Annotated in this window: 20 protein-coding genes; 3 read left to right on the top strand and 17 right to left on the bottom strand. The window is 61.6% G+C overall.

All coding sequences use genetic code 11. From position 1 onward, the window contains the following. Positions 1-406: 406 nt before the first annotated feature. From gshB to Q390_RS0113615, 7 genes are all read right to left on the bottom strand, one after another. Entirely contained in the window at positions 407-1,363 is a 957-nt protein-coding gene (gene gshB, locus Q390_RS0113645; protein WP_027996562.1) for a glutathione synthase, read from the bottom strand. Positions 1,364-1,425: 62 nt separating this feature from the next. Beyond that, entirely contained in the window at positions 1,426-2,616 is a 1,191-nt protein-coding gene (locus Q390_RS0113640; RefSeq protein ID WP_051603258.1) for a benzoate/H(+) symporter BenE family transporter, read from the bottom strand. Between the two features lie 87 nt (positions 2,617-2,703). Next, positions 2,704-4,539, bottom strand: a complete 1,836-nt coding sequence (locus Q390_RS0113635) for a potassium transporter Kup (RefSeq protein ID WP_084153918.1) — start codon at positions 4,537-4,539, stop codon at positions 2,704-2,706. Between the two features lie 187 nt (positions 4,540-4,726). Next, positions 4,727-6,022 (bottom strand): glutamate--cysteine ligase, encoded by a 1,296-nt coding sequence (gene gshA / locus Q390_RS0113630; protein WP_027996559.1) that lies wholly within the window; start codon positions 6,020-6,022, stop codon positions 4,727-4,729. Between the two features lie 57 nt (positions 6,023-6,079). Next, positions 6,080-7,546 carry a TrkH family potassium uptake protein gene (locus Q390_RS0113625; protein WP_027996558.1) on the bottom strand — a complete coding sequence of 489 codons (1,467 nt, stop codon included), beginning with the start codon at positions 7,544-7,546 and terminating at the stop codon, positions 6,080-6,082. Positions 7,547-7,582: 36 nt separating this feature from the next. Next, on the bottom strand, positions 7,583-9,073 hold the full coding sequence (gene trkA, locus Q390_RS0113620; protein WP_027996557.1) for a Trk system potassium transporter TrkA: 1,491 nt from the start codon (positions 9,071-9,073) through the stop codon (positions 7,583-7,585). Positions 9,074-9,085: 12 nt separating this feature from the next. Then, complete coding sequence (locus Q390_RS0113615; RefSeq protein ID WP_027996556.1) at positions 9,086-10,366, bottom strand: glutamate-5-semialdehyde dehydrogenase; 1,281 nt, start codon at positions 10,364-10,366, stop codon at positions 9,086-9,088. 176 nt (positions 10,367-10,542) lie between these two features. Here Q390_RS0113615 and Q390_RS0113610 point away from each other — a divergent pair, with 176 nt between their 5' ends. After that, a complete protein-coding gene (locus Q390_RS0113610; protein ID WP_027996555.1) occupies positions 10,543-10,770 on the top strand; it encodes a dodecin family protein in 228 nt (75 codons plus the stop codon). A gap of 10 nt (positions 10,771-10,780) precedes the next feature. On the opposite strand, the gene holA is transcribed toward Q390_RS0113610, so the two are convergent. From holA to Q390_RS0113575, 7 genes are all read right to left on the bottom strand, one after another. Then, a complete protein-coding gene (gene holA, locus Q390_RS18575; protein ID WP_051603257.1) occupies positions 10,781-11,869 on the bottom strand; it encodes a DNA polymerase III subunit delta in 1,089 nt (362 codons plus the stop codon). 100 nt (positions 11,870-11,969) lie between these two features. Further along, a complete protein-coding gene (locus Q390_RS0113600; protein ID WP_027996554.1) occupies positions 11,970-12,479 on the bottom strand; it encodes an LPS-assembly lipoprotein LptE in 510 nt (169 codons plus the stop codon). Between the two features lie 56 nt (positions 12,480-12,535). Beyond that, positions 12,536-15,217 (bottom strand): leucine--tRNA ligase, encoded by a 2,682-nt coding sequence (leuS, locus tag Q390_RS0113595; RefSeq protein WP_027996553.1) that lies wholly within the window; start codon positions 15,215-15,217, stop codon positions 12,536-12,538. Between the two features lie 95 nt (positions 15,218-15,312). After that, positions 15,313-15,750, bottom strand: coding sequence for an ExbD/TolR family protein (locus Q390_RS0113590; protein WP_027996552.1), 438 nt, complete (start codon positions 15,748-15,750; stop codon positions 15,313-15,315). Between the two features lie 6 nt (positions 15,751-15,756). After that, on the bottom strand, positions 15,757-16,455 hold the full coding sequence (locus Q390_RS0113585; protein WP_027996551.1) for a MotA/TolQ/ExbB proton channel family protein: 699 nt from the start codon (positions 16,453-16,455) through the stop codon (positions 15,757-15,759). A 12-nt stretch (positions 16,456-16,467) separates the two neighbouring features. Further along, positions 16,468-17,304: a 4-hydroxy-tetrahydrodipicolinate reductase gene (gene dapB, locus Q390_RS0113580; RefSeq protein ID WP_027996550.1), complete on the bottom strand. Its 837-nt coding sequence runs from the start codon at positions 17,302-17,304 to the stop codon at positions 16,468-16,470. Positions 17,305-17,369: 65 nt separating this feature from the next. Beyond that, positions 17,370-17,903, bottom strand: coding sequence for an outer membrane protein assembly factor BamE (locus Q390_RS0113575; RefSeq protein ID WP_027996549.1), 534 nt, complete (start codon positions 17,901-17,903; stop codon positions 17,370-17,372). A gap of 90 nt (positions 17,904-17,993) precedes the next feature. On the opposite strand from Q390_RS0113575, the gene fur reads away from it, so the two are divergent. Next, positions 17,994-18,419 (top strand): ferric iron uptake transcriptional regulator, encoded by a 426-nt coding sequence (fur, locus tag Q390_RS0113570; RefSeq protein WP_027996548.1) that lies wholly within the window; start codon positions 17,994-17,996, stop codon positions 18,417-18,419. Between the two features lie 64 nt (positions 18,420-18,483). Here fur and hprK read toward each other — a convergent pair whose 3' ends face one another. The 3 genes from hprK to hpf all read right to left on the bottom strand — a co-directional run bounded on the left by hprK (position 18,484) and on the right by hpf (position 20,400). Further along, on the bottom strand, positions 18,484-19,434 hold the full coding sequence (hprK, locus tag Q390_RS0113565; protein WP_027996547.1) for an HPr(Ser) kinase/phosphatase: 951 nt from the start codon (positions 19,432-19,434) through the stop codon (positions 18,484-18,486). A gap of 21 nt (positions 19,435-19,455) precedes the next feature. Further along, the gene (locus Q390_RS0113560) at positions 19,456-19,923 is read right to left on the bottom strand and encodes a PTS sugar transporter subunit IIA (protein WP_027996546.1); all 468 of its coding nucleotides are present in this window, start codon (positions 19,921-19,923) and stop codon (positions 19,456-19,458) included. 144 nt (positions 19,924-20,067) lie between these two features. After that, the gene (gene hpf, locus Q390_RS0113555) at positions 20,068-20,400 is read right to left on the bottom strand and encodes a ribosome hibernation-promoting factor, HPF/YfiA family (protein WP_027996545.1); all 333 of its coding nucleotides are present in this window, start codon (positions 20,398-20,400) and stop codon (positions 20,068-20,070) included. Positions 20,401-20,784: 384 nt separating this feature from the next. On the opposite strand from hpf, the gene Q390_RS0113550 reads away from it, so the two are divergent. Further along, positions 20,785-21,705 carry a phosphoribosylaminoimidazolesuccinocarboxamide synthase gene (locus Q390_RS0113550; protein ID WP_027996544.1) on the top strand — a complete coding sequence of 307 codons (921 nt, stop codon included), beginning with the start codon at positions 20,785-20,787 and terminating at the stop codon, positions 21,703-21,705. Positions 21,706-21,758 lie beyond the last annotated feature (53 nt).

Below are 21,758 nucleotides of genomic sequence, written 5' to 3'. Positions count from 1 at the left end.
CAAACGCCCACGCTTATCGGCTGTATATTTTTAAGGTTCCTGACAGATTTATAAGACCGAGGTCTTTTTTTCTGCCTGCTTAGCTGCGATCAGCTGAGCCTTGAATTCTAACAGAGTTTTTTAATCCCTGTCAACTAGAAGGTTATTTAAACTTTCTAGCCGTTTCGCTGAACACTACAACTACCGAAGTAGCTATCGTTTCCAGCCAAGCCTTGAAGTATACATCGGGTTTTTACCCCTTTCCTCCAAAACCCAAAACTTTTCTCTCCCCGCCGCTTTCGCAGCCGCCACTTGCCGGCTTTTGAAACCAACCTCCTGACTCTACACACAATGACTTTTAAAAGACACCTTCCGTGCAGCGAAGCCCTCCATCATAGCAGCGGCTTTAGGGGGTAAGCAAGAGTTTTCAAGCTTTTTTAGCAGAACAGGCTTCTTCCAGGGCGTCGATGAACAACGCCGCTACGTCGCAGCCCGCTTGCTGCTGGATTTCCTGAAAGCAGGTCGGGCTGGTGACGTTGATCTCGGTGACATAGTCACCAATCACATCCACGCCCGCCAGCAGCAAGCCCCGGCTGTGCAGGATCGGGCCCAGAGCATGGGCAATTTCATAGTCTCGGGCGCTCAGCGGTTGCGCCACACCTTTGCCACCGGCTGCCAAGTTACCGCGCACCTCGCTGCCTTGGGGAATACGCGCCAGGGAATAAGGCACCGGTTTGCCGCCAATGATCAGCACGCGCTTATCGCCATCGACGATCTCAGGCAAGAATTTTTGCACCATCAGACTTTGGGCACCGCCTTGGTTCAGCGTCTCGATGATGCTGCCCAGGTTCATACCGTCCGGGCCGACGCGAAAGATGCCCATGCCGCCCATGCCGTCAAGCGGCTTGAGGATGATGTCATGGTGCTCCTCATGAAAACGGCGCACATCGTCGGCATTGCGTGTCACCAGCGTCGGGCCGATGAACTGCGCAAACTCCATGATGGCCAGCTTTTCCGGATGGTCGCGCAGGGCGCCTGGCTTGTTGAAGACCTTAGCCCCTTCACGCTCAGCCTGCTCCAGCAGGTGCGTAGCGTAGAAGTATTCGCTGTCAAAGGGCGGATCCTTGCGCATCAGGATGGCGTCAAAGTCGGCCAGTGCGGCACTGCGCTGCTGCTGCACGCTGAACCAAGCGTCCTGCTGGCCGGTCAGCACGATATCGCACACCTGCGCCTTGACCACGCTACCGCTCACCCACATTACCTCTTTAGGCTGGCAGACGGCAATGGTATGGCCGCGCTGTTGTGCCTCGCGCATCATGGCAAAGGTGGTGTCCTTATAGATAGCGAAGTTTTCCAGCGGATCGGTGATAAACAGCAGTTTCATGGGGTGTCCGAGAGGGCAAAAATGTTCAGAAGAAAGGGGCGCACTAATTACAGCCGGTGTACTCAAGCCCGGCGCGGTGCCGGCTGACGCGCGTACTGTTGCACAAACAGCGCTACGCTGCCGGCCACCACACCCCAAAAGGCGGAGCCCACACCGGCGATCACCACGCCACTGAGCGTGACCAGAAAGGTGATCAGCGCGGCTTCACGGAGTCGCTCCTCGCGCAGCGCTGCCGACAGACCACTGCCAATGGCACCCAGCAGCGCCAGCCCGGCAATCGCCACGACCAGCTCTTTCGGGAACGCCGTGAGCAGACCAGTGATGACGGCACCAAAGATGCCGATGACGATATACAGCGCACCGCAGGACGCCGCCGCCGTATAGCGCTTGTCCCGGTCTTCGTGCGCCTCTGGCCCCATGCAAATGGCAGCGGTGATGGCGCTGAAATTGAGTGCAAACGCCCCGAACGGCGCCAGCAGCAACGTGGCTACACCGGTCAAGGTGATGATTTTGGAGATGGGCAGGGTGTAGCCCGAGGCGCGGATCACCGCCACGCCGGGCAAATTTTGCGAGGCCATGGTGACGACAAACAGCGGCAGCGCCAGGCTGACCAGCGCACTCCAACTCCACTGCGGCGCCGTGAACTGCGGCACGGCCAATTCCCACGTGACGGCTGACCAAGCCATTTGCCCGGACACAGCGGCATAAGCGATACCGACCAGCAGCGTCTCCACCACGGCATAGCGCGGCCACAGACGCCGGGCCAGCAAGTAACTGCCCAGCATCCACAGCACCAACGGCAATGCCGTCTGCGCCGCAGCAAAGGCCTGCAGGCCAAAGCGCGCCAGCACGCCGGCCAGCAACGCGGCGGCGATTTCGGTTGGGATACGGTTCATGACACGCTCAAACCAGCCGGTGACGCCAACCAGGGTGGTCAGCGCGGCGCAAACCATGAAAGCGCCGACGGCGTCCGCCATGCCAAAGCCGCCTTCCAGACCCGCCGTAGCCAACACGGCGGCCCCCGGCGTGGACCACGCCACCATCACCGGCTTGCGCAATAACAGCGAAGGCACCAGCGAGCACAAGCCCATACCCAGCCCCAGTGCCCACATCCACGAGGTGATTTGTGCTGGCGTGGCGTGGAAGGCCTGGGCCGCCTGGAAGACGATGGCCACTGAACTGGTGAAGCCCACCAGCACCGCGACGAAGCCGGCGGTGAAGGCGGAAAGGCTCAGGTCTTGAAAAAATCGCATAGAGGCGACGGTAGCATCTTTTTGTATAATGCTATTATTTTAGTAGCTATTAGCGCTTACGGCAAAAGGGCTAGAGGCCAAAAACACTCAAATTTCCACCTTGGAGCCCAGTTCCACCACCGAATTGCTCGGCAGGTTCAGGAAGTCGGCCACGCCGCTGGCGTTGTGGTGCATCTGGGCAAACAGCTTCTCGCGCCAGGGCGCCATGCCGGTGCCCACGGTAGGGATGACCGAATCGCGCGAGAGAAAGTAGCTGGTGGTCATGGGCTCGACCTCGCAGCCGCGTCCGCGCAGCAGGGCCAGCGCGCGCGGCACGTCCGGGTCGTCCATGAAGCCGTAGTGCAGATCGACTTGCCAGCAATCGTGCCCGAAGGTCTGCACTTGCACGCGCTCGTCCTGGGCCACCCAGGGCACCTCGTGGTTGTGCACGGTGACAAACAAATTTTGCGCGTGCAGCACCTTGTTGTGCTTGAGGTTGTGCAGCAGCGCGTTCGGCACCGTGCCGGACTCGCTGCTCAGGAACACCGCCGTGCCGGCGACGCGCAGCGGCGGGCTGAGAAACACCGATTCCAGAAACTCGGGCAGGGCCAGGGCGTCGCTGGCCAGCGCGGCGCGCATCAGACGGCGTCCGTCTTCCCAGGTTTTCATCAGGAGGAAGATGCCGCTGGCGATAACCAACGGAAACCAGCCGCCATCAAACAGTTTGAGCAGGTTGGAGGCCCAGAAGGCAAAGTCCACGGTAAAGAAAAAGGCCGTGGCCGCCAGACTCAGGGCCAGCGGCAGACGCCAGGCGTTGCGGATGACAAAAAAGGTGAGTACGGTGGTGATCAGCATGTCGGTAGTCACCGCAATGCCGTACGCCGAGGCCAGCGCGCTGGAGGACTTGAACATCACTACCGCCAGCACGATCATGGCGAACAGGCTCCAGTTGACGAACGGCAGGTAAATCTGGCCTGCCTCCTGCACGCTGGTATGCATGATGCGCAAACGGGGCAGGTAGCCCAGTTGAATCACCTGCTTGGTGACGCTGAAGGCGCCAGAAATCAGCGCCTGCGAGGCGATCACCGCCGCCAGGGTGGCCAACAGCACCATCGGCACCAGCGCCCAGTCGGGCGCCATCATGAAAAACGGGTTTTTAACCGCCGCTGGGTTCTTCAGCAGCAAGGCGCCTTGGCCAAAATAGTTCAGCGTCAGGGCCGGCATGACCACGCTGAACCAGGTAACGCGGATCGGGCGGCGACCAAAGTGGCCCATATCGGCATACAGCGCCTCGGCCCCAGTGACGCACAGCACCACCGCGCCCAAAATGATGAAGGTGATGCCGGGCTGCTCAAAAATGAAGCGCAGCGCGTAGTACGGATTGATGGCCCACAGGATGCGCGGGTTGTCGATGATATTGAACACGCCCAAGGCCGAGATGGCCAAAAACCACACCACCATCACCGGGCCAAAGTAGCGCCCAATGCTGGCACTGCCGCGCTTTTGCACCATGAACAGCATCAGCAGGATGACCAGGGTGATCGGCACCACGTATTTTTTGAAATTGGGCGAGATCACCTCCAGCCCCTCCACCGCCCCGAGCACCGTGATGGCCGGCGTGATGACGCCATCGCCATAAAACAGGCAGGTGCCAAAAATACCCACTACCAGCAACCACTTGCGCAGGCGCGGCTGTTCTTTCACGGTTTGCGCGGCCAGCGCCAGCATCGCCACCAGCCCCCCCTCGCCATGGTTGTCGGCGCGCAGCACCAAGGTGACGTATTTAAGCGAAACGATGACGGTGAGCGTCCAGAAGAAGATCGACAGGATGCCGTGCACGTTATCGGGAGTGAAGGGCACGTGGCCGGAGCCAAACACCTCTTTGACCGAATACAGGACGCTGGTGCCGATATCGCCATAGACAACGCCGACGGCGCCCAGCATCAGCACGTACAAAGGGGATTTGGTGTTTTCCACTGACACACCGGCTAGACGTCCTGAAGGGGCGCTGGCCGGGCTCCGTTATTTTTGGAACGCTATTGTGCCCCGCCCCCTGCCGGTACACCCTGACAGCGCACCCTGGCAGCTGGCGACTGTGGCGAGAGTGCGACGCGCAGACAAAATCGCCACCTCAGTTGTAATCTTCGGCATTCGGATCCGTGGCTTCCAGCTCATAGCTGGCAGCCAGCATGGCCAGACGGGCCACCACGCCATACATATAGAAACGGTTCGGCGCCGGGGTGCTGGGGCGGGCACCCAACTGGTGCATGTGCATGCTGTGGTCAAACGCCAGCGGCACAAACTGGGCACCGGGCACGTTCAGGTTTTCGTCCACGCCGCGCTCGGCATGGCTGCGGTAAAAGCCACCGACCACATAGCGGTCCATCATGTAGACCACCGGCTCGGCCACAGCGCCGGCCAAGCGCTCCTGCGTCAGCACGCCTTCCTGCACGAGGACCTCATGCACCGGCTGGCCGTCCTTGATCGTGGCCATTTTGGCGCGCGTCTTGTGACTCAGCCCCTGCAACTCTTTGGCGTCGTGCACCGTCATGATGCCCATGCCATAGGTGCCGTTGTCCGGCTTGATGACGACAAACGGTTTCTCGTTGATGCCGTATTCCTTGTACTTGCGCCGCACCTTGGTCAGTACGGTATCCACACTGGTCTGCAAAGCGTCCAGACCCGTTGGGGCGGCAAAGTCCAGCCCGCCGCATTTGCCAAACAGCGGGTTGATCAACCAAGGGTCAATGCCCAGCAGCTTGCCAAAGCGCTTGGCCACCTCTTCGTAGCTGCGAAAGTGGTTGCTCTTGCGCCGCACACTCCAGCCCGCTTGCAGGGGCGGCAGCAGGTATTGCTCGTGCAGATCTTCCAGAATGCCCGGCGGACCGGCCGACAGGTCGTTGTTGAGCAGGATGGTGCATGGGTCGAAGTTCTTCAGCCCTAGGCGGTGGCGGCTGCGCAGCACCGGTTCCAAGGTGATGCGCTCGCCCGTCGGCAGCTCGATCACCGTGGTTTCTTTCACGTCCGGGCTGATCGAGCCGACGCGCACATTGAGCCCGCCCATGCTGAAAATGCGCTGCAGCTGCGCCACGTTGCTCAGATAGGCGTTATTGCGCGTGTGGTTCTCGGGAATGATCAGCAGGTTGCGCGCTTCGGGGCAGATTTTTTCAATCGCTGCCATCGCCGCCTGCACTGCCAGCGGCAGCATCTCGGGCGTGAGGTTGTTCCAGCCCCCGGGAAACAGATTGGTATCGACCGGCGCCAGCTTGAAGCCTGCATTGCGGATGTCCACCGAGGTATAGAACGGCGGCGTGTGCTCCATCCACTCCAGCCGAAACCAGCGCTCGGTGGCAGGCATGGAATCGATGACGCGCTGCTCTAGTTCGTTGATGGGTCCGGTGAGGGCGGTAATGAGATGCGGAACCATAAGGAAGGGCCCTTGTAAAAACGTTTGCCGGCCATTGTAGGGAGTTGCCCCAGGGTCTCAGCGGCGCCAGAACGCTGGCGTCAGCAATGCCACGAAGCTCAATATCTCCAGCCGACCCAGCAACATGGCCAGCGTGCACACCCAGATCTGAAAATCTGTCAGCACCGTGTAGTTCGAGGCCGGACCGATGCTGCCCAGGCCCGGCCCGGTGCAGTTGACGCTGGCGATGACGGCACTGAAGGCCGTCAGCGGATCCAGATCGGTCAGCAGCAACGCCATGCTGAGCACGATGATGGTGCCGCCATACACCAGCATGAAGGCCATGACCGAGAAAATCATGCGGCTCTCGACCACCGCGCCGCCCAGGCGCACCGGCTGCACGGCATTCGGGTGCACCAGGCGCGTCAACTCGCGCCGCGCCTGCTTGACCAGCACCAACATGCGCATCATCTTGATGCCGCCGCCGGTCGAACCGGCGCTGGTGGCCACGCCCGAGAGCATCAGCATGAAAACCGGCGCAAACACCGGCCAGGCCAGATAATCCACTGTGGCGTAGCCGGTAGTACTGGCTATCGACACCACATGGAACATGCCATGGCGCAGTGCGTCCAGCGGGCCATACACGCCCTTGCCCCATAGCAGCAGAGCCACCACCAAACCACCACCAACCAGCGTGACGAAGGTGGCACGCATTTCTGAATCGAGCCAAAAACTGCCCCAGTGGCCCTTGCGCAGTGCAACAAAATACAGTGCAAAGTTGCAACTGGCCAGCAGCATGAAAAACAGCGCCACCCCCTCCAGCAACGGAGACTGAAAGAAGCCAAAACTGGCATCGTGCGACGATAAACCACCCAAGCTGACGGTAGAAAACATATGCATCAGCGCATCCAGTGGCTCCATACCGGCAACCCAATAGGCCAGCGCGCAAACAATAGAAAACAGCGCATACACGCCCCACAGCCCTTTGGCCGTTTCAGTCATGCGCGGCGTCAGCTTGGTATCTTTGATTGGGCCAGCCGCTTCAGCCTTGAATAATTGCGAACCGCCCACACCCAACAGCGGCAACACAGCAACTGCTAAAACCAAAATCCCCATGCCGCCAATCCACTGCAAAAAGGTGCGCCAGACATTCACCGACACCGGCAGCGTGTCCAGACTCGATAGCACGGTCGAGCCGGTGGTGGTCAGGCCGGAAACGGCCTCGAAATAGGCATAAGTGAACGACATCGGCCGACCCACCTGCTGGCAAGCCAGCATCAGCGGCACAGCGGCAAACAACGGCAGCAGCGCCCACACCAACGACACCAGCATCACGCCGTGGCGCGGCTGCAGCTCGCGCTTGTAGCGGCGCATCGCCAGCAACAAGCCCAATCCGATCAGCAGCGTGATCCCCATCGAGAGGGGATACACCTGCCAAACGCCATCTTGCGTATACCAAGACACCGCCAGCGGCACCCCCATAGCCATAGCGAACAGCATGATCAACATGCCCAGCACGCGCAGAACGGAAAACACATCGGTCATCGGAAAAAATCCAAAGAGGCAGAGCGCAGCGCCCGCTTAAAAAAACGTCGCGCTGACGCGAAAGAGCTTTTCTACATCACTGACCAAGCGCTTGTTGGGCAAGAAAAACACCACGTGGTCATTGCTCTCGATCACGGTGTAACTGTGCGGAATGATGACCTCGGGCGGTGACGGCGGCGGCAGCGGTGGCAACTGCGCGGACGCATCGGACGTCGCGGCCACAGCGGCGGCGCCGGTTTCGGGCAGGCCGCGCACGATCAGGCCCATGTGCACGTTCTCGGGCAGGCGCAGATCGCTCACCTTGCGCCCGACCACGCGCGAGCTTTTGCGGTCACCGCGCGCCACGATCTCCAGCGCCTCAGCCACACCGCGGCGCAAGCTGTGCACCGCCTGCACGTCGCCGCGGCGCACATGCGCCAGCAGCTCACCCAGCATTGCCTGCGCCGGCGAGAGCGCAATGTCAATCTGCGTGCCGTGCATCAGGTCGGCGTAGCTGCGCCGGTGGATCAGCGCCAGCACCCGGCTGGCGCCCATGCGCTTGGCCAGCAGGCTGGACATGATGTTGTTTTCATCGTCGTCGGTCAGTGCCAAAAACAAGTCAACCTCTTCGATGCTCTCGCTCTCCAGCAAGCGTTCATCGGTGGCATCGCCCTGCAGCACCAGCACGTTGGAGGGCAGCGCCGAGGCCAGCACAATGCAGCGCGCCGGGTCGCTCTCAACCACCTTGACATGAAAGCGCCCCGGCTCACGCCCGAGTTGGTGTGCCAGACGCAGACCGACATCGCCGCCGCCAGCGATCATGATGCGACGCACCGGGCGCTGGGGCTGGCCCTCGTGCCGGTGCAGGGACGCCAGCACGAACGGCAGGTGCTCGCGCGCGGCCAGCACAAACACTTCGTCGCCCGGCTCAATGCGCGTGCCGCCGCTGCACGGCACAAAGCGGTCCGGCTCGTCGGCAAAGCGGCGGTAAATGGCCACCAGGCGCATGGCGACATCGGGCGTAGCCTCGCGCACCTGGGCAATGGTTTGACCGACCATCGGCGCGCCAAGGCACGCGCGCGTCGCCACCAGACAGGCGCGGCCCCCGGCAAATTCACGCACCTGCATCGCTTCGGGATAGTCGATCAGCTTGGTGATGTAGCGCGTCAGCGAGGCCTCGGGGCAAATGATGCTGACAGCAAAGCCCTCCGGCCCGGCCAGCGGCCCGCTGGCATCAAAGCCCGACGAACGCACCCGCGCAATGCGCGCCGGAATGCCAAACAGCAACTGCGCCACCTTGCAGCACACCAGATTGGTTTCGTCCTGCGCAGCGCAGGCGATCAGCAGGTCGGTGTCTTTGGCACCGGCCTCGGCCAGCACCGCCGGGTCAATGCCATTGCCGACGACGCCGCGCAGATCCAACTGGCCCTCCAGTTCGCGCAGACGCTCTGCATCGGTGTCGATGACGGTGATGTCGTTGCGCTCGGACACCAGGCTTTCGGCCACGCTTTGACCGACACGGCCGGCGCCCAGGATGATGATTTTCATGCTGCGGTGCGCTTAAACACGCACCTCGCCTTCGCCCAGCACCAGCCATTTCAGCGAGGTCAGGCCCTCAATGCCGACCGGGCCCCGGGCATGGAATTTGTCGGTGCTGATGCCAATTTCGGCGCCCAGGCCGTACTCAAAGCCATCGGCAAAACGGGTGCTGGTGTTGATCATCACACTGGCCGAATCGACCTCGCGCACAAAGCGCTGGCCGTGCATATGGTCGCGCGTCAGGATGGCGTCGGTGTGGTGGCTGGAATAGTGGTTGATGTGCGCAATGGCCTCATCGACACCCGCCACCACTTTGATGCTGATGATCGGCGCCAAATACTCCTGCGCCCAATCTTCCTCGGTCGCCGCCACCAGCTTCGCTCCTGAAACTGGAGCTAGTAGCGCACGGCTGGCTTCACAAACGCGCATTTCCACCCCTTTTTTGGCAAACACCGCGCCAATCAACGGCAAAAATTCTGCGGCCACGCCCTCTGCCACCAACAGGCTCTCGCTGGCGTTGCACGGGCTGTATTTGCTGGTCTTGGCGTTGTCGGCCACCGCCACCGCCATGGCGATGTCGCACGGGTCATCGACGTAGGTGTGGCAATTGCCATCCAGGTGCTTGATCACCGGCACCTTGGCCCCGGCGCTGATGCGCTCGATCAGGCCCTTGCCGCCGCGCGGAATGATCACATCGACAAACTGCGGCATGGCGATCAACTGATCGACCACAGCGCGGTCGGTGGTCTGCACCAGCTGCACTGCAGCCTCGGGCAGGCCAGCTTCAGCCAGCGCCTGTTGCACCAGTTGCGCCAGCGCCTTGTTCGACTCGATCGCCTCCGAGCCACCACGCAAGATGCAGGCGTTACCGCTCTTGATGCTCAGGCTGGCAGCTTCGATGGTGACGTTGGGGCGGCTTTCAAAAATCATGCCGAACACGCCAATCGGCACGCGCATCTGGCCGACGCGGATGCCGCTGGGCTGCTGCTTCATACCCAGCACTTCGCCAATGATGTCGGGCATCGCCGCCAATTGCTCGCAGCCCTGGGCGCAGGTTTCCAGCACCTCGGGCGTGAGTTTCAACCGATCGACCAGCGGCTCGGCCAAGCCAGCGGCGCGGGCGCTGGCTAAATCGCGCGAGTTGTCCACTTGCAGCGCAGCGGTGTGCTCACGCAGCAACCGCGCCAAAGCCTTCAATGCTTTATTTTTAATAGCTGCTGGCGCTTTTGCCATAAGCGCTGCAGCCGTTTTTGCTTGCAAACCGAGGGTGTGGGTGTAGGTGGTGATGTCGAGGGCATTCATCGGGCGATTTTGCCGCAGATGTCTGGCCTGCGCCGGGTTGAGGCTGCGGTTGCGACTGCGCCGAAACCGTGGCCGCAAAAACACCCAAAAACCAGAGGGGCGTTTGTCCGACAGCCGAGCCTCGTCCCAGCGCCTACGCTGCAGGCTCCACTGTCTCTTTTGAAAGGGAGTTCCCCATGAGTGTTGCCAAAGTCATTGAAATCAGCGCCCGTAGCGCAACTAGTTTTGAGGATGCCATCGACCAGGGTATCCAGCGCGCCTGCAAAAGCGTGGACAACGTGCGCGGAGCGTGGATCAAGGAGCAGAAGGTGACGATCGAGAGCGGCCGCATCACCGCTTACCGCGTCAACATGCAGCTGACCTTCGTGCTCGATGGCGACGCCGAGGATGACGACGACGATTGAGCTGCCGCCCTCAGCAGGCTGGGCGCGCCGTGCCTGCCCCGGCACCAGCCGGGCCTGCCGCCACGGCACACAGCTGCAGCGCCAGTCGCTGTAGCGCCTGCCACGGCTCTTGCGGCCAGGCAGGCACTTTCAGTCCTTTGACGATGCCATCCACCAGATGCGCCGATTGCAGCAGGCGGGCCAGGGCGGCGTCTTCGGCGTGTGGCAGCAGGCGCTCGTATTGGCGCTCCTTGTGCCCCCAGATGCGGTTCTCGCGCAGGGCCATGGGCAGCGGGCGACCAGCATTCATGGCATCTTTCACCCGCTTTAAGGCGCGGATGTCTTCGGCCAGCGCCCAATGCACCAGCACAGCGGCTTCGCCCTCGGCCTGCAGGCCATCCAGCATCCGCTGCACGCGCACGACCTGCCCGGCCAGCACCGCTTCAGACAGCTTGAACACGTCATAACGCGCCACATTCAGCACGGCGGCTTCGATCTGTGCCCACCCCAATTCGCCCGGCGGGTGTAACAACGCCAGCTTTTGAATCTCCTGGTGCGCCGCCAGCAAATTGCCTTCGACGCGGTCGGCAAAAAAGGCTAATGTGCGCTGTCCCTCTTCGCCCGCGACGACGCGCTGGCCCTGAGCGGCCAGGCGCTGGGCGATCCATGCGGGCAGCTGGGCACGCTCGACCGGGTCAATCTGCACACTGACACCGTGGCCGTCGAGGGCGCCAAACCACGCCCCCGTCTTGGTGGTTTTGTCCAGACGCGGCAACAGCACCAGCGTCAGCGTGCTGTCGTTGCCGACGGCCGCCTGCGCCAGTTGCTGCAGCGCTGCGCTGCCGTCCTTGCCCGGCTTGCCCGAAGGCACGCGAATTTCCAGTATCTGCTTGTCGGCAAACAGGCTTTGCGCACCGCCAGCGGCGCGCACCGCGCCCCAGTCGAAATGCGCGCCGGCGACGGTAAAGCTGCTGCGTTCGGTGTAACCCTGGGCACGCGCGGCGCTGCGGATGGCGTCCGCCGCCTCCTGCTGCAACAACGGCTCGTCGCCATGCAGGGTGTAGAGCGGGCGCAAACCTTGGTGCAGGTGCGCAGCCAACTGATTCAGGGCAAGTTGCATGGCACTCAAAAATAAGGGTAAAAATAGCCTCTAGCGCTTTAGCATAAAGCGCTGATAGCTATTTTTTTGATAGCAAAAGCAGCCGACGCGGTGCCCGCCACTAGGGGCGTACCGCGGCCAGCCGGCGCAACAGTTGCTGCACCAGGTCGGTCTGCATATTGCGGTACAGCAGCGCTTCTTCCGCCTCTTTGGCCAGCGCAATGGTTTCGCTGTAGCTGATGTCGCGCTGTTGCAGCAGTTCGGTTTCGGGGATCAGCTCGGCGCCAGCCGGGGTGCGCAGCTTGAATTTGATGCGCAGGCGCAGTTGCAGTTCGCGCACCTGGCCAGAGGCGGTCAGGCCGACGACGCTGCGCTCATGCTGCTCGGACAACAGATCAAAAATAGCTTCTGCCTGGGGCAACTGGGCAGGTTCGGACAACAACACCAGTTGGCCGCCCGCGCCTTCCAGCGTGCGGCGCAACTCGCGCGCCAGCGGCGAGGCCGGCGGCGCGGCGATGTAGAGCGAGCGAAAAGCAAATTCGGGCACCCCGCGTAGCCGAAAACCGCAGCCTGACAAGGCGCTCAAGGCCAGCGGCAGCGGCAGCCAAGCCAGCAGGGTGCGCCGGCGCAGTCCACCGTCCGACAGACATGCTGGGGTGGGGATCAAGGCAGTGGCGCGTGCCATGCTCAGACCACCACGTTGACGAGGCGACCCGGCACGATGACCACTTTTTTCGGCGCGGCACCCGCCGCCTGCTTGATAAAGGCCTCGCTGGCCAGCGCAATGCGCTCGATGGTCGCTTTGTCGGCATCGGCGCTGACAAGAATGGAACCGCGCAACTTGCCGTTGACCTGCAGCATCAGCTCGATTTCGTCTTGCTTGAGCGCTTGCAGATCGACCTGCGGCCAGGGCGCGTCCAGCACATCGCCCAAATGCGCGGCGTAGCCCAAGTCGTTCCACAGGCTGTGCGTCAGATGCGGCGTGGCCGGGTACAGGCAGCGCAGCAAGATGCCAAAGCCTTCAATCAGCGCGACCTGCGCGCCGGCGCTGTCGTGGGCCTTGAAGTCTTCCAGCGCGTTGATCATCTTCATCGCCCCCGAGACCACGGTGTTGTATTGCATCCGCTGGTAGTCGTAATCGACCTGCTTGAGCACGCTGTGGATTTCAAAGCGCAGCGCTTTGGCTTCTTTGCCAAATTCAACGTCTTTTAGGGCTTGAGCCCCCGAAACATTTGCGCTAGCAGCTACGCTATCCATAGCAGACAGCTTGACGCCAAAGTTCCAGACGCGGCGCAAGAACCGGTAGCTGCCTTCGACCGCTGCATCGTTCCACTCCAGCGTTGCCTCGGGCGGCGCGGTGAACATGGTGTAGAGACGGGCGGTGTCGGCACCGTATTTTTCAATCAGGTCTTGCGGATCGACGCCGTTGTTTTTCGACTTGGACATGGTGCCCACGCCTTCGTAGTCGATGGCGGTGCCGACCGGTAAATCACCCACGGCATTGATCAGGCGCGCGCCGGTGACTTTGCCGGCGTCGTCCAACACATGCTCGACATCGTGCGGCCAGAAATACTCTTTGCCGCCTTTTTCGGTGCGGCGTGAATAAATATGGTTCAGCACCATGCCCTGCGTCAGCAACTTGGTGAAAGGCTCATCGACCTTGACCAAGCCCATATCGCGCATCACTTTGGTCCAAAAGCGTGCGTACAGCAGGTGCAAGATGGCGTGCTCGATGCCGCCGATGTACTGGTCCATGGGCATCCAGTAATCCGCGCCCTCGGCCACCATCGCTTGGCTGTTTTTTGGGTCGCAATAGCGCATGAAGTACCACGAGCTATCGACAAAGGTGTCCATGGTGTCGGTTTCGCGCCGCGCCGCTTTGCCGCAGATCGGGCAGGTCACGCCGGCGTGGAAGCCTTCGTGCTTGTGCAGCGGGTTGCCTGAGCCGTCGGGTACGCAGTCGGTCGGCAGTACCACCGGCAGGTCTTTTTCGGGCACCGGCACCGCGCCGTGTTCGTCGCAGTGGATGATGGGAATCGGCGTGCCCCAGTAGCGCTGGCGGCTTACGCCCCAGTCGCGCAGACGCCAGGTGGTTTTCTTCTCGCCCAAGCCTTTTTGCTGCAGCGCGTGCGCCACGGCGTTCACGGCGTCTTGGTGCGACAGGCCGCTGAAGTTGTCCGAGTTGACGCTGACACCACGCTGTTTATCGGCGTACCAGTCTTGCCACTGGGTGAAGTCGAAGGTTTCGCCATCGACCAGCACCACCGGTTTGATTTCCAGGCCGTACTTCAGCGCAAAAGCAAAGTCGCGCTCGTCGTGCGCTGGCACGCCCATCACCGCGCCGTCGCCGTAACCCATCAGCACGTAGTTGCCAACCCAGACAGCGACGTCCTCGCCAGTGATCGGGTGCTGCACGCTCAGGCCGGCGGCCATGCCTTTCTTTTCTTGCGTCGCCAGCTCGGCCTCGGTGCTGCCGCCGTGTTGGCATTCGGCAATGAACGCCGCCAGTTGGGGGTTGCTGCGCGCGGCGTGGGCGGCCAGCGGGTGCTCAGGGGCGACAGCGCAGAAGGTCACGCCCATCAGCGTGTCAGCGCGGGTGGTGAAAACGTACATCTTGCCGTCGCCAATCAGCGCGCCATCGGCACCGGCAATGCGGTGCGGGAAGGCAAAGCGCACGCCTTCGGACTTGCCAATCCAGTTCTCCTGCATCAGCTTGACGCGCTCGGGCCAGCCGGGCATTTTGTCGCCGGCGACGTTGCCGAGTAATTCTTCAGCGTAGTCGGTGATTTTTAAGTAGTAGCCGGGGATTTCGCGCTTTTCGACCGTGGCACCGGTGCGCCAGCCCTTGCCGTCAATCACTTGCTCGTTGGCCAGCACCGTCATATCGACCGGGTCCCAGTTGACGGTTTGGGTTTTGCGGTAGGCAATACCTTTTTCCAGCATCTTCAAAAATAGCCACTGGTTCCACTTGTAATAAGTCGGGTCGCAGGTAGCGATTTCGCGCGACCAGTCCACCGCCAAGCCCATCGCCTGCATCTGCTGCTTCATGTAAGCGATGTTGTCGTAGGTCCACTGCGCCGGTGGCACGTGGTTCTTCATAGCAGCGTTTTCTGCCGGCAGACCGAAAGCGTCCCAGCCCATCGGCATCAATACGTTGAAGCCCTTCATGCGCAGCTGGCGCGTGAGCATGTCGTTGATGGTGTAGTTGCGCACGTGGCCCATGTGCAGCTTGCCGCTGGGGTAGGGCAGCATCGAGCAGGCGTAAAACTTGGGCTTGTCGCCGTCTTCGGTGACGCGGTAGGCGTCGTGCGCGGTCCAATGGGCTTGCGCGGCGCGCTCGACCTCGAGGTGTTGGTATTTGTCTTGCATGGGAACCCGGAACTTACTGCTAATGGAGAGAGGCAGCCGCAAACCGCTGCGCTGCGCTGCGGCGATTTTAGGCGTTGGCACCCAGCGGCCCGGTGTCAGGGCGCAACCGCAGCCACTGCAGCCACCGGCTCGGCAACAAAGCCGATGCGCGTCAGCCCGGCCTGGTGCGCCGCGCCCATGATGGCCACCACCCGGCCATACGGCACAGCGGCATCGGCGCGCAATTGCACTTCGGTATCCGGGTGCTCGGCGGCAATGGCGATAAAGCGCTGTGCCAAGGCGGCCTGCGCCAGCGGCTCGTCGTGGATAAATGCCTGCCCGAGCTTGTCCACCACCACGGTGACGGCCTGCTGCCCGGCACCCGGCACGGCGCCCTCGATGCGCGGCAATTCCAAGCGGATGGAGCTGGCCAACAGCGGCGCGGTCAAGATGAAGATCACCACCAGCACCAGCATCACATCGACCAGCGGCGTGATGTTGATATCGCTCATCGGCGCAGCGGCGGTGGTGCGCTCTAAACGACCAAAGGCCATGGCGGGTCAGTCGGTGGTGGCGACAGCGGCACTGCCAGCGCCAGCGCTGTCGAGTACCAGTGCGCGCAGGTCGTGGGCAAAGCCTTCCAGGTCGGCCTCAACTTGGCCAATCTGGCGACCAAAGACGTTGTAGGCCAGCACGGCGGGCAGAGCGACGGCCAAACCCGCAGCGGTCATGATCAACGCCTCGCCCACCGGGCCGGCGATTTTGTCGATGCTAATCTGTCCGGCGCTGGCCATGGCCGTGAGCGCGTGGTAGATGCCCCAGACAGTGCCCAGCAGACCAACAAACGGTGCGGTCGAGCCGACGGTGGCCAGCAGCACCTGGCCAAACTGCAATCGCCCTAACACTTCATGCAGGGCGTTGCGCAGCACACGGGTGAGCTGCTGACCCAGACTGGCTTGAGTAGCTAAACTGGCTGTAGCGCTTGTAGGGACTGCGGTTGTAGCTATTATTTTTGCAGTAGACACCAAAGGCAGCACCAGCGCTTCACGGTCAAAGGCGGCGACTTGCTGCTGCGCGGCGCCCCAGTCAGGCGCCTGCCAAAAAGCGGCGGTAGCGCGCGGCACATCGCGGCGCGCGCGCTGCACCAGGCGCAGCTTCCACAACATCACCACCCAACTGGCCACCGACATCGCTAGGAGCAGCAGCGCCGCCGCCTGCGTCACGGCATCGCCTTGGCGCAGCCAGTGCAGCGGGTCCATGGTGCCGGCCGGTCAGTGCAGGCCGAGCACGTCGAACATGTCGAACAGGCCGGTGGTTTGCGTGCCGAGGAAGCGCACCGCGCGCAGGCTGCCCTGGGCGTAGGTGGCGCGGCTGGAAGATTTGTGGGTGATCTCGATGCGCTCGCCGGTGCCGGCAAACAGCACCGTGTGGTCACCGACGATGTCGCCACCACGGATGGTGGCAAAGCCGATGCTGGACGGATCGCGCTCGCCCGTCACGCCGTAGCGCTCGTAGACGGCGCAGTCTTTCAGGTCACGCCCGAGCGCATCAGCAATCACTTCGCCCATTTTCAGCGCCGTGCCCGACGGTGCATCAACCTTGTGGCGGTGGTGCGCTTCGATGATTTCGATGTCGTAGCCGGTGGACAGCGCCTTGGCCGCCATCTCCAGCAACTTGAGCGTGACGTTGACGCCAACGCTCATGTTCGGCGCCATGACAATGGCGGTTTTTTGCGCCAGTGCGGCGATTTCGGCTTTTTCTGCGTCGCTAAAACCAGTCGTGCCAATGACGGCTTTCACGCCCAGTTCAGCACACACCTGCAAATGCGCCAGCGTGCCCTCGGGGCGGGTGAAGTCGATCAGCACGTCGGCACCTTGCAGACCGGCGCGCAGGTCAGCAGTGATCAGCACCCCGCTGGCGTGGCCCAAAAAGGCGCTGGCGTCGGTTCCCAGCGCTGGGCTGGAGGCGATATCGAGAGCGCCGGCAAGCACGCAGTCATCGCTGGCCTGCACGGCCTCGATCAACATGCGGCCCATGCGGCCAGAAGCGCCAGCAATGGCTACGCGCCAGGGCGCAGGAGAAGTGGCGGGGGTGGAAGTCCCAGTCATGTGTCGTTCCTTGGGGATAGCGAGATAGCGGCGCGAAAGCAATCAGCGATCAGGGCGCCGCCCCATTATTCAAGCGGCGGGTAGCTGGTGCGCGCCGGTGCCAGTGCAGCGGGGGCTGGCGGCGCCGGTGCACGCGCTGGAAAACGGGCCAATTGCGCTTCGGTGGCTTCGAGTACGGGCACGGCCCCGGTAGCCTTATTCTTGCCCAACGTGGCGACGAATTCGCTCTCGGACGGCATTTCATCGCCCTCGGCGCGCTCGAAGGTGTCTCCCTTGAAAAACACCGTCAGCTTGCGCGTCTGGATCTCCACGTTCGGGCGCTTGAGGGTAAAGACATATTCCCAGCGGTCGCTATGGAACAGGCTGGTCACCAGCGGCGTGCCCAGAATCTCGCGCACCTGCTGGCGTCCCATGCCGGGCTGCAGCGCCTCGACCTGTTCACGCGAGACAAAGTTGCCTTGCACGATGTCAATCTTGTACGGTGTGACCACCCCGGCGAGGCGCTGGGTGGCATTGTCAAAACTGCTGCAGGCCGCCACCGTGGCGCCAATCAACAGGATCAGTCCCAGACGGGTGCAGCGATGGGCTTGAGTGGGCATGGAAAAAGACGGAGGGCTATGATCGGATCATTGTAGCGGCAGGCTCAGGAGCCACTGCCACCCCGATAGCCGTATGAAAAGAGCCTTGGCATGAAGAACATCGACGAACTCAAAAGCACCGGACTCAAGGCGACACTGCCGCGCTTGAAAATTCTGGAAATTTTTCAGACCAGTTCAGTACGCCACATGACGGCAGAAGACGTGTTTCGCGTGCTGATGGAGGAGCGCTCGGACATCGGCTTGGCCACCGTATACCGCGTGCTGACCCAGTTTGAACAGGCCGGCCTGTTGATCCGCAGCAATTTTGAAAGCGGCAAGGCGATTTATGAACTCGATGAAGGTCAGCACCACGACCATTTTGTTTGCACCACGTGCGGCAAGGTGGAAGAGTTTTTTGATCCTGAAATAGAAAAACGCCAGCAAATCATTGCCAAGGCCAAGGGCTGGATGGTGCAGGATCATTCCATGGCGCTGTATGGTCAATGTGCCGTGTGCGCAGCGCGGCGCAGCAAATAAGCAGTCGCACTGCGCGGCAGGGCAGCCACGCTGAACCCCTGAACGTCTGAACGTCTGAACGCTGTTAAACGTCGCGCTCCATGGCACGGCGGTGGCGCTCGACAAATTCCTGGTAGGTATCGATGCCGCGCAACTGCAAGACGGTGTTGCGCACAGCCGCTTCGACCAGCACGGCAATATTGCGCCCGGCCACCACCTGGATCACGGCCTTGAGCACTGGCACGCCGAGCACGTCCTGCACCAAGGGCTCATAGGGCAGGCGCTCATACTCGTTTTCCATGGTTTCCTTGCGCACCAGATGGACGATGAGTTTGAGGCGCATCTTGCGGCGCACGGCGGTTTCACCAAAGATGGCGCGGATATCCAGCAGGCCGATACCGCGCACTTCGAGCAGGTTTTGCAGCAGGTCGGGGCATTTGCCCTCGATGGTGGTCTGGTTGATGCGGTACAGATCAACCGCATCGTCAGCCACCAACCCCTGGCCACGGGAAATCAGCTCCAGCCCCAGTTCACTCTTACCCAGACCGGACTCGCCGGTGATCAACACCCCCAGACCCAGAATATCCATGAACACACCGTGCATGGTGATACGGTCGGCAAAGTGCTTGGACAGGTAGGCACGCAGCACGTCGATGACAAAAGCCGACGACTCTTTGGTGGCAAACATCGGGATCTCGGCGCGCTCGCACATCGACAACAGCGCTTCGGGTGCCACCTGGCCTTCGGCCAAAATCAACACCGGGGGTTCCAGCGTGACAATGCGTGCAATGCGCCGCTGGCAGTCCTCGGGCGTATCGGTGGTGAGGTAAGCGATTTCGCGTTCGCCGAGAATTTGCACCCGGTAAGGGTGGATGTAATTCAGGTGACCGACAAGGTCAGCGCCCGACCGCGCCGAGCGCACGGCGACTTCATCAAAACGGCGCTCTGAAGCGCCCAGACCGGCCAGCCATTCCCAGCGCAGGGAGAGACGAAATTCCTCAAACAGGACATCGGCACTGACAACGTTGGGTTTCACGGCGCAGCCACAGCGGAGTTTTTACACCGTCTGCGTAGACTGCCAGCCAGCGATCATGGCGTGCAGTTCGTCGGCGTTGGTGCAGGCCTTGATCCTCTCGCGCAGTGCGCTGTCGCTGAGCAACTCAGCGATTTCAGAGAGAATTTCCAGGTGCTTTTGCGTCGCTGCTTCCGGCACCAGAAGAAAAATCAGCAGCACCACGGGTTGCTCGTCGGGCGCATCAAAGCCAATCGGATGTTCGAGTTGGAACACTGCCGCCATGGGCGCCTTGAGCCCCTTGATGCGACCGTGCGGAATGGCCACGCCATGGCCCAGCCCGGTAGAACCGAGACGTTCACGCGCAAACAGGCTGTCGGTGACCAGTGCACGGGACAAGCCCCGCAGGCCCTCAAACAGCAGGCCAGCTTCTTCAAAAGCACGCTTTTTGCTGGTGGCATCAACGCTCACAAGCACTTGCGTGACGGGCAGGATAGAGGCAAGACGGTTCATGGCAATAGGGACGGATTATGCACCGCTTGGCGACAGCCGAAAGGGTCGCTCAAGAGCACAAAAAAAGCCGCCCGACAAGGCGGCCTGTGACGAACGTGTTCACGTTCCAAAAGAGGGCAACAACGCCGCTCAAGCTTCGCAGTATCAGGCCAACTCACGCCGGCGGGCGTCAAAGTGGTGGTCTTGCAAGCGGTCTTTGTGGCGCACCACTTGGCGATCGATCTTGTCCACCAGACCATCGACAGCAGCGTACAGGTCTTCGTTGGCGCATTCGGCAAACAGATCGCTGCCTTTGACGCGGATGCTGCATTCGGCACGTTGGCGTTTTTCTTTCTCTTTTAGTTTCTCGACCGTCAACAACACTTTGATATCGACCAGTTGATCAAAGTGGCGGGTGACCCGATCCAGCTTGTCGGTGACATAAGTGCGCAGTGCCGGCGTCACGTCAAGATGGTGACCGCTGATTGTCAAATTCATGAACAAATCTCCGATGGCTCACAGTGAAAGAAAAGCCGCCCCATAAAAAGCGGCGTGGCGCGCATCTGGCGCTTTGACACGTTTCTCTGTGTCGCAACGGCGGATGCATTTGGTAACGCCAAGCCACTATGCCCCCGCCGTTTCTGAAAAGCAACGTGATACCGCTGTCACGCTGCGGGTTATGTGGCGCTGAATCGGCTGCACGACAAAATTCGACACATGCTCAAAGGCGGATCTTTGGCAAGGCAAGGCAAGGCATGGCAATGGCTGACTACAGGTCGCCCTGCCCGCTTAAAATACTCCGCGACCACAGGCCGCCAATGCCGGCCCAGGGCCAGCCACCTTCCGGCGCCATGCGCTTCGATTGCAACGACTTTTTCCGCCATGACACAACCCAGTCCTTCTGCCCTGCACACCTCCACCCTGACTTCGCTGACGCTGCTGGCGCGTGGCAAGGTGCGCGACAACTACGCCGTGGGCGACGACCGCATCCTGATGGTGGCCAGTGACCGACTCTCGGCCTTTGACGTCATCATGGGCGAGCCCATTCCCGGCAAGGGCGTGTTACTGACGCAAATGGCACTGTTCTGGTTCGACAAGCTGGGCCACATCTGCCCCAACCATCTCACCGGACAAGACCCCGAAAGCGTGGTCAGCGCCGAGGAAGCAGCGCAGGTGCGCGGGCGTTCGATGCTGGTGCAGCGCCTGAAACCGATTCCGGTCGAAGCCGTGGTGCGTGGCTACCTGGCCGGCAGTGGCTGGAAGGAATACCAGGAGTCGCAAGCCGTCTGCGGCGTGGCTTTACCCGCCGGCCTGACCAATGCCGCGCAACTGCCGACGCCGATCTACACCCCTGCCGCCAAGGCCGAGGCCGGCGAGCACGACGAAAACATCACCTTCGAGCGCACGGTCGAAATGATCGGCCTCGACTTGGCCACGCGCATCCGTGACCTGAGCATCGCCATCTACCAAGAAGCCGCCGCCATCGCCCTGACCAAGGGCATGATCATTGCCGACACCAAGTTTGAATTTGGCTTGGCGCCCGATGGCACGCTGGTGCTGATGGACGAAGTGCTGACCCCCGACAGCTCGCGCTACTGGCCGGTCGAGGGCTACGCCGCCGCGCTAGCCGCCGGCGAAAACCCGCCCAGCTACGACAAGCAATTTGTGCGCGACTGGCTAGAGCAAGCCCAAGTCAACGGCAAGCCGTGGAATAAAACCGCGCCCTCGCCGCGCTTGCCGCAGTCGGTGATCGAGAACACCGCCGCCAAGTACCGCGAAGCGCTGGAGCGACTGACGACCTGATACCACGTTAAAAGTCAGCACCGTATTGCGTTGAGGTTGACGCAATCGGCCCC

The organism is Simplicispira psychrophila DSM 11588, assembly GCF_000688255.1.
Taxonomy (GTDB): Bacteria; Pseudomonadota; Gammaproteobacteria; order Burkholderiales; family Burkholderiaceae_C; genus Simplicispira; species Simplicispira psychrophila.
The sequence above is the reverse complement of the archived record's forward strand: the minus strand, read 5'-3'. Positions and strand labels throughout refer to the sequence as shown.

Excerpts from the sequence above, each read along its gene's own strand:
- trkA (WP_027996557.1), bottom strand. The coding sequence starts at position 9,073 with ATGAAAATCATCATCCTGGGCGCCGGCCGTGTCGGTCAAAGCGTGGCC.
- Q390_RS0113610 (WP_027996555.1), top strand. The coding sequence starts at position 10,543 with ATGAGTGTTGCCAAAGTCATTGAAATCAGCGCCCGTAGCGCAACTAGT.
- hpf (WP_027996545.1), bottom strand. The coding sequence starts at position 20,400 with ATGAATTTGACAATCAGCGGTCACCATCTTGACGTGACGCCGGCACTG.
- Q390_RS0113635 (WP_084153918.1), bottom strand. The coding sequence starts at position 4,539 with ATGCTGGGCGCCGTCGGCGTTGTCTATGGCGATATCGGCACCAGCGTC.
- gshB (WP_027996562.1), bottom strand. The coding sequence starts at position 1,363 with ATGAAACTGCTGTTTATCACCGATCCGCTGGAAAACTTCGCTATCTAT.
- Q390_RS0113575 (WP_027996549.1), bottom strand. The coding sequence starts at position 17,903 with ATGCCCACTCAAGCCCATCGCTGCACCCGTCTGGGACTGATCCTGTTG.
- holA (WP_051603257.1), bottom strand. The coding sequence starts at position 11,869 with ATGCAACTTGCCCTGAATCAGTTGGCTGCGCACCTGCACCAAGGTTTG.
- leuS (WP_027996553.1), bottom strand. The coding sequence starts at position 15,217 with ATGCAAGACAAATACCAACACCTCGAGGTCGAGCGCGCCGCGCAAGCC.
- gshA (WP_027996559.1), bottom strand. The coding sequence starts at position 6,022 with ATGGTTCCGCATCTCATTACCGCCCTCACCGGACCCATCAACGAACTA.
- Q390_RS0113615 (WP_027996556.1), bottom strand. The coding sequence starts at position 10,366 with ATGAATGCCCTCGACATCACCACCTACACCCACACCCTCGGTTTGCAA.
- dapB (WP_027996550.1), bottom strand. The coding sequence starts at position 17,304 with ATGACTGGGACTTCCACCCCCGCCACTTCTCCTGCGCCCTGGCGCGTA.
- Q390_RS0113625 (WP_027996558.1), bottom strand. The coding sequence starts at position 7,546 with ATGACCGATGTGTTTTCCGTTCTGCGCGTGCTGGGCATGTTGATCATG.
- Q390_RS0113550 (WP_027996544.1), top strand. The coding sequence starts at position 20,785 with ATGACACAACCCAGTCCTTCTGCCCTGCACACCTCCACCCTGACTTCG.
- Q390_RS0113585 (WP_027996551.1), bottom strand. The coding sequence starts at position 16,455 with ATGGACCCGCTGCACTGGCTGCGCCAAGGCGATGCCGTGACGCAGGCG.
- Q390_RS0113560 (WP_027996546.1), bottom strand. The coding sequence starts at position 19,923 with ATGAACCGTCTTGCCTCTATCCTGCCCGTCACGCAAGTGCTTGTGAGC.
- Q390_RS0113590 (WP_027996552.1), bottom strand. The coding sequence starts at position 15,750 with ATGGCCTTTGGTCGTTTAGAGCGCACCACCGCCGCTGCGCCGATGAGC.
- fur (WP_027996548.1), top strand. The coding sequence starts at position 17,994 with ATGAAGAACATCGACGAACTCAAAAGCACCGGACTCAAGGCGACACTG.
- Q390_RS0113640 (WP_051603258.1), bottom strand. The coding sequence starts at position 2,616 with ATGCGATTTTTTCAAGACCTGAGCCTTTCCGCCTTCACCGCCGGCTTC.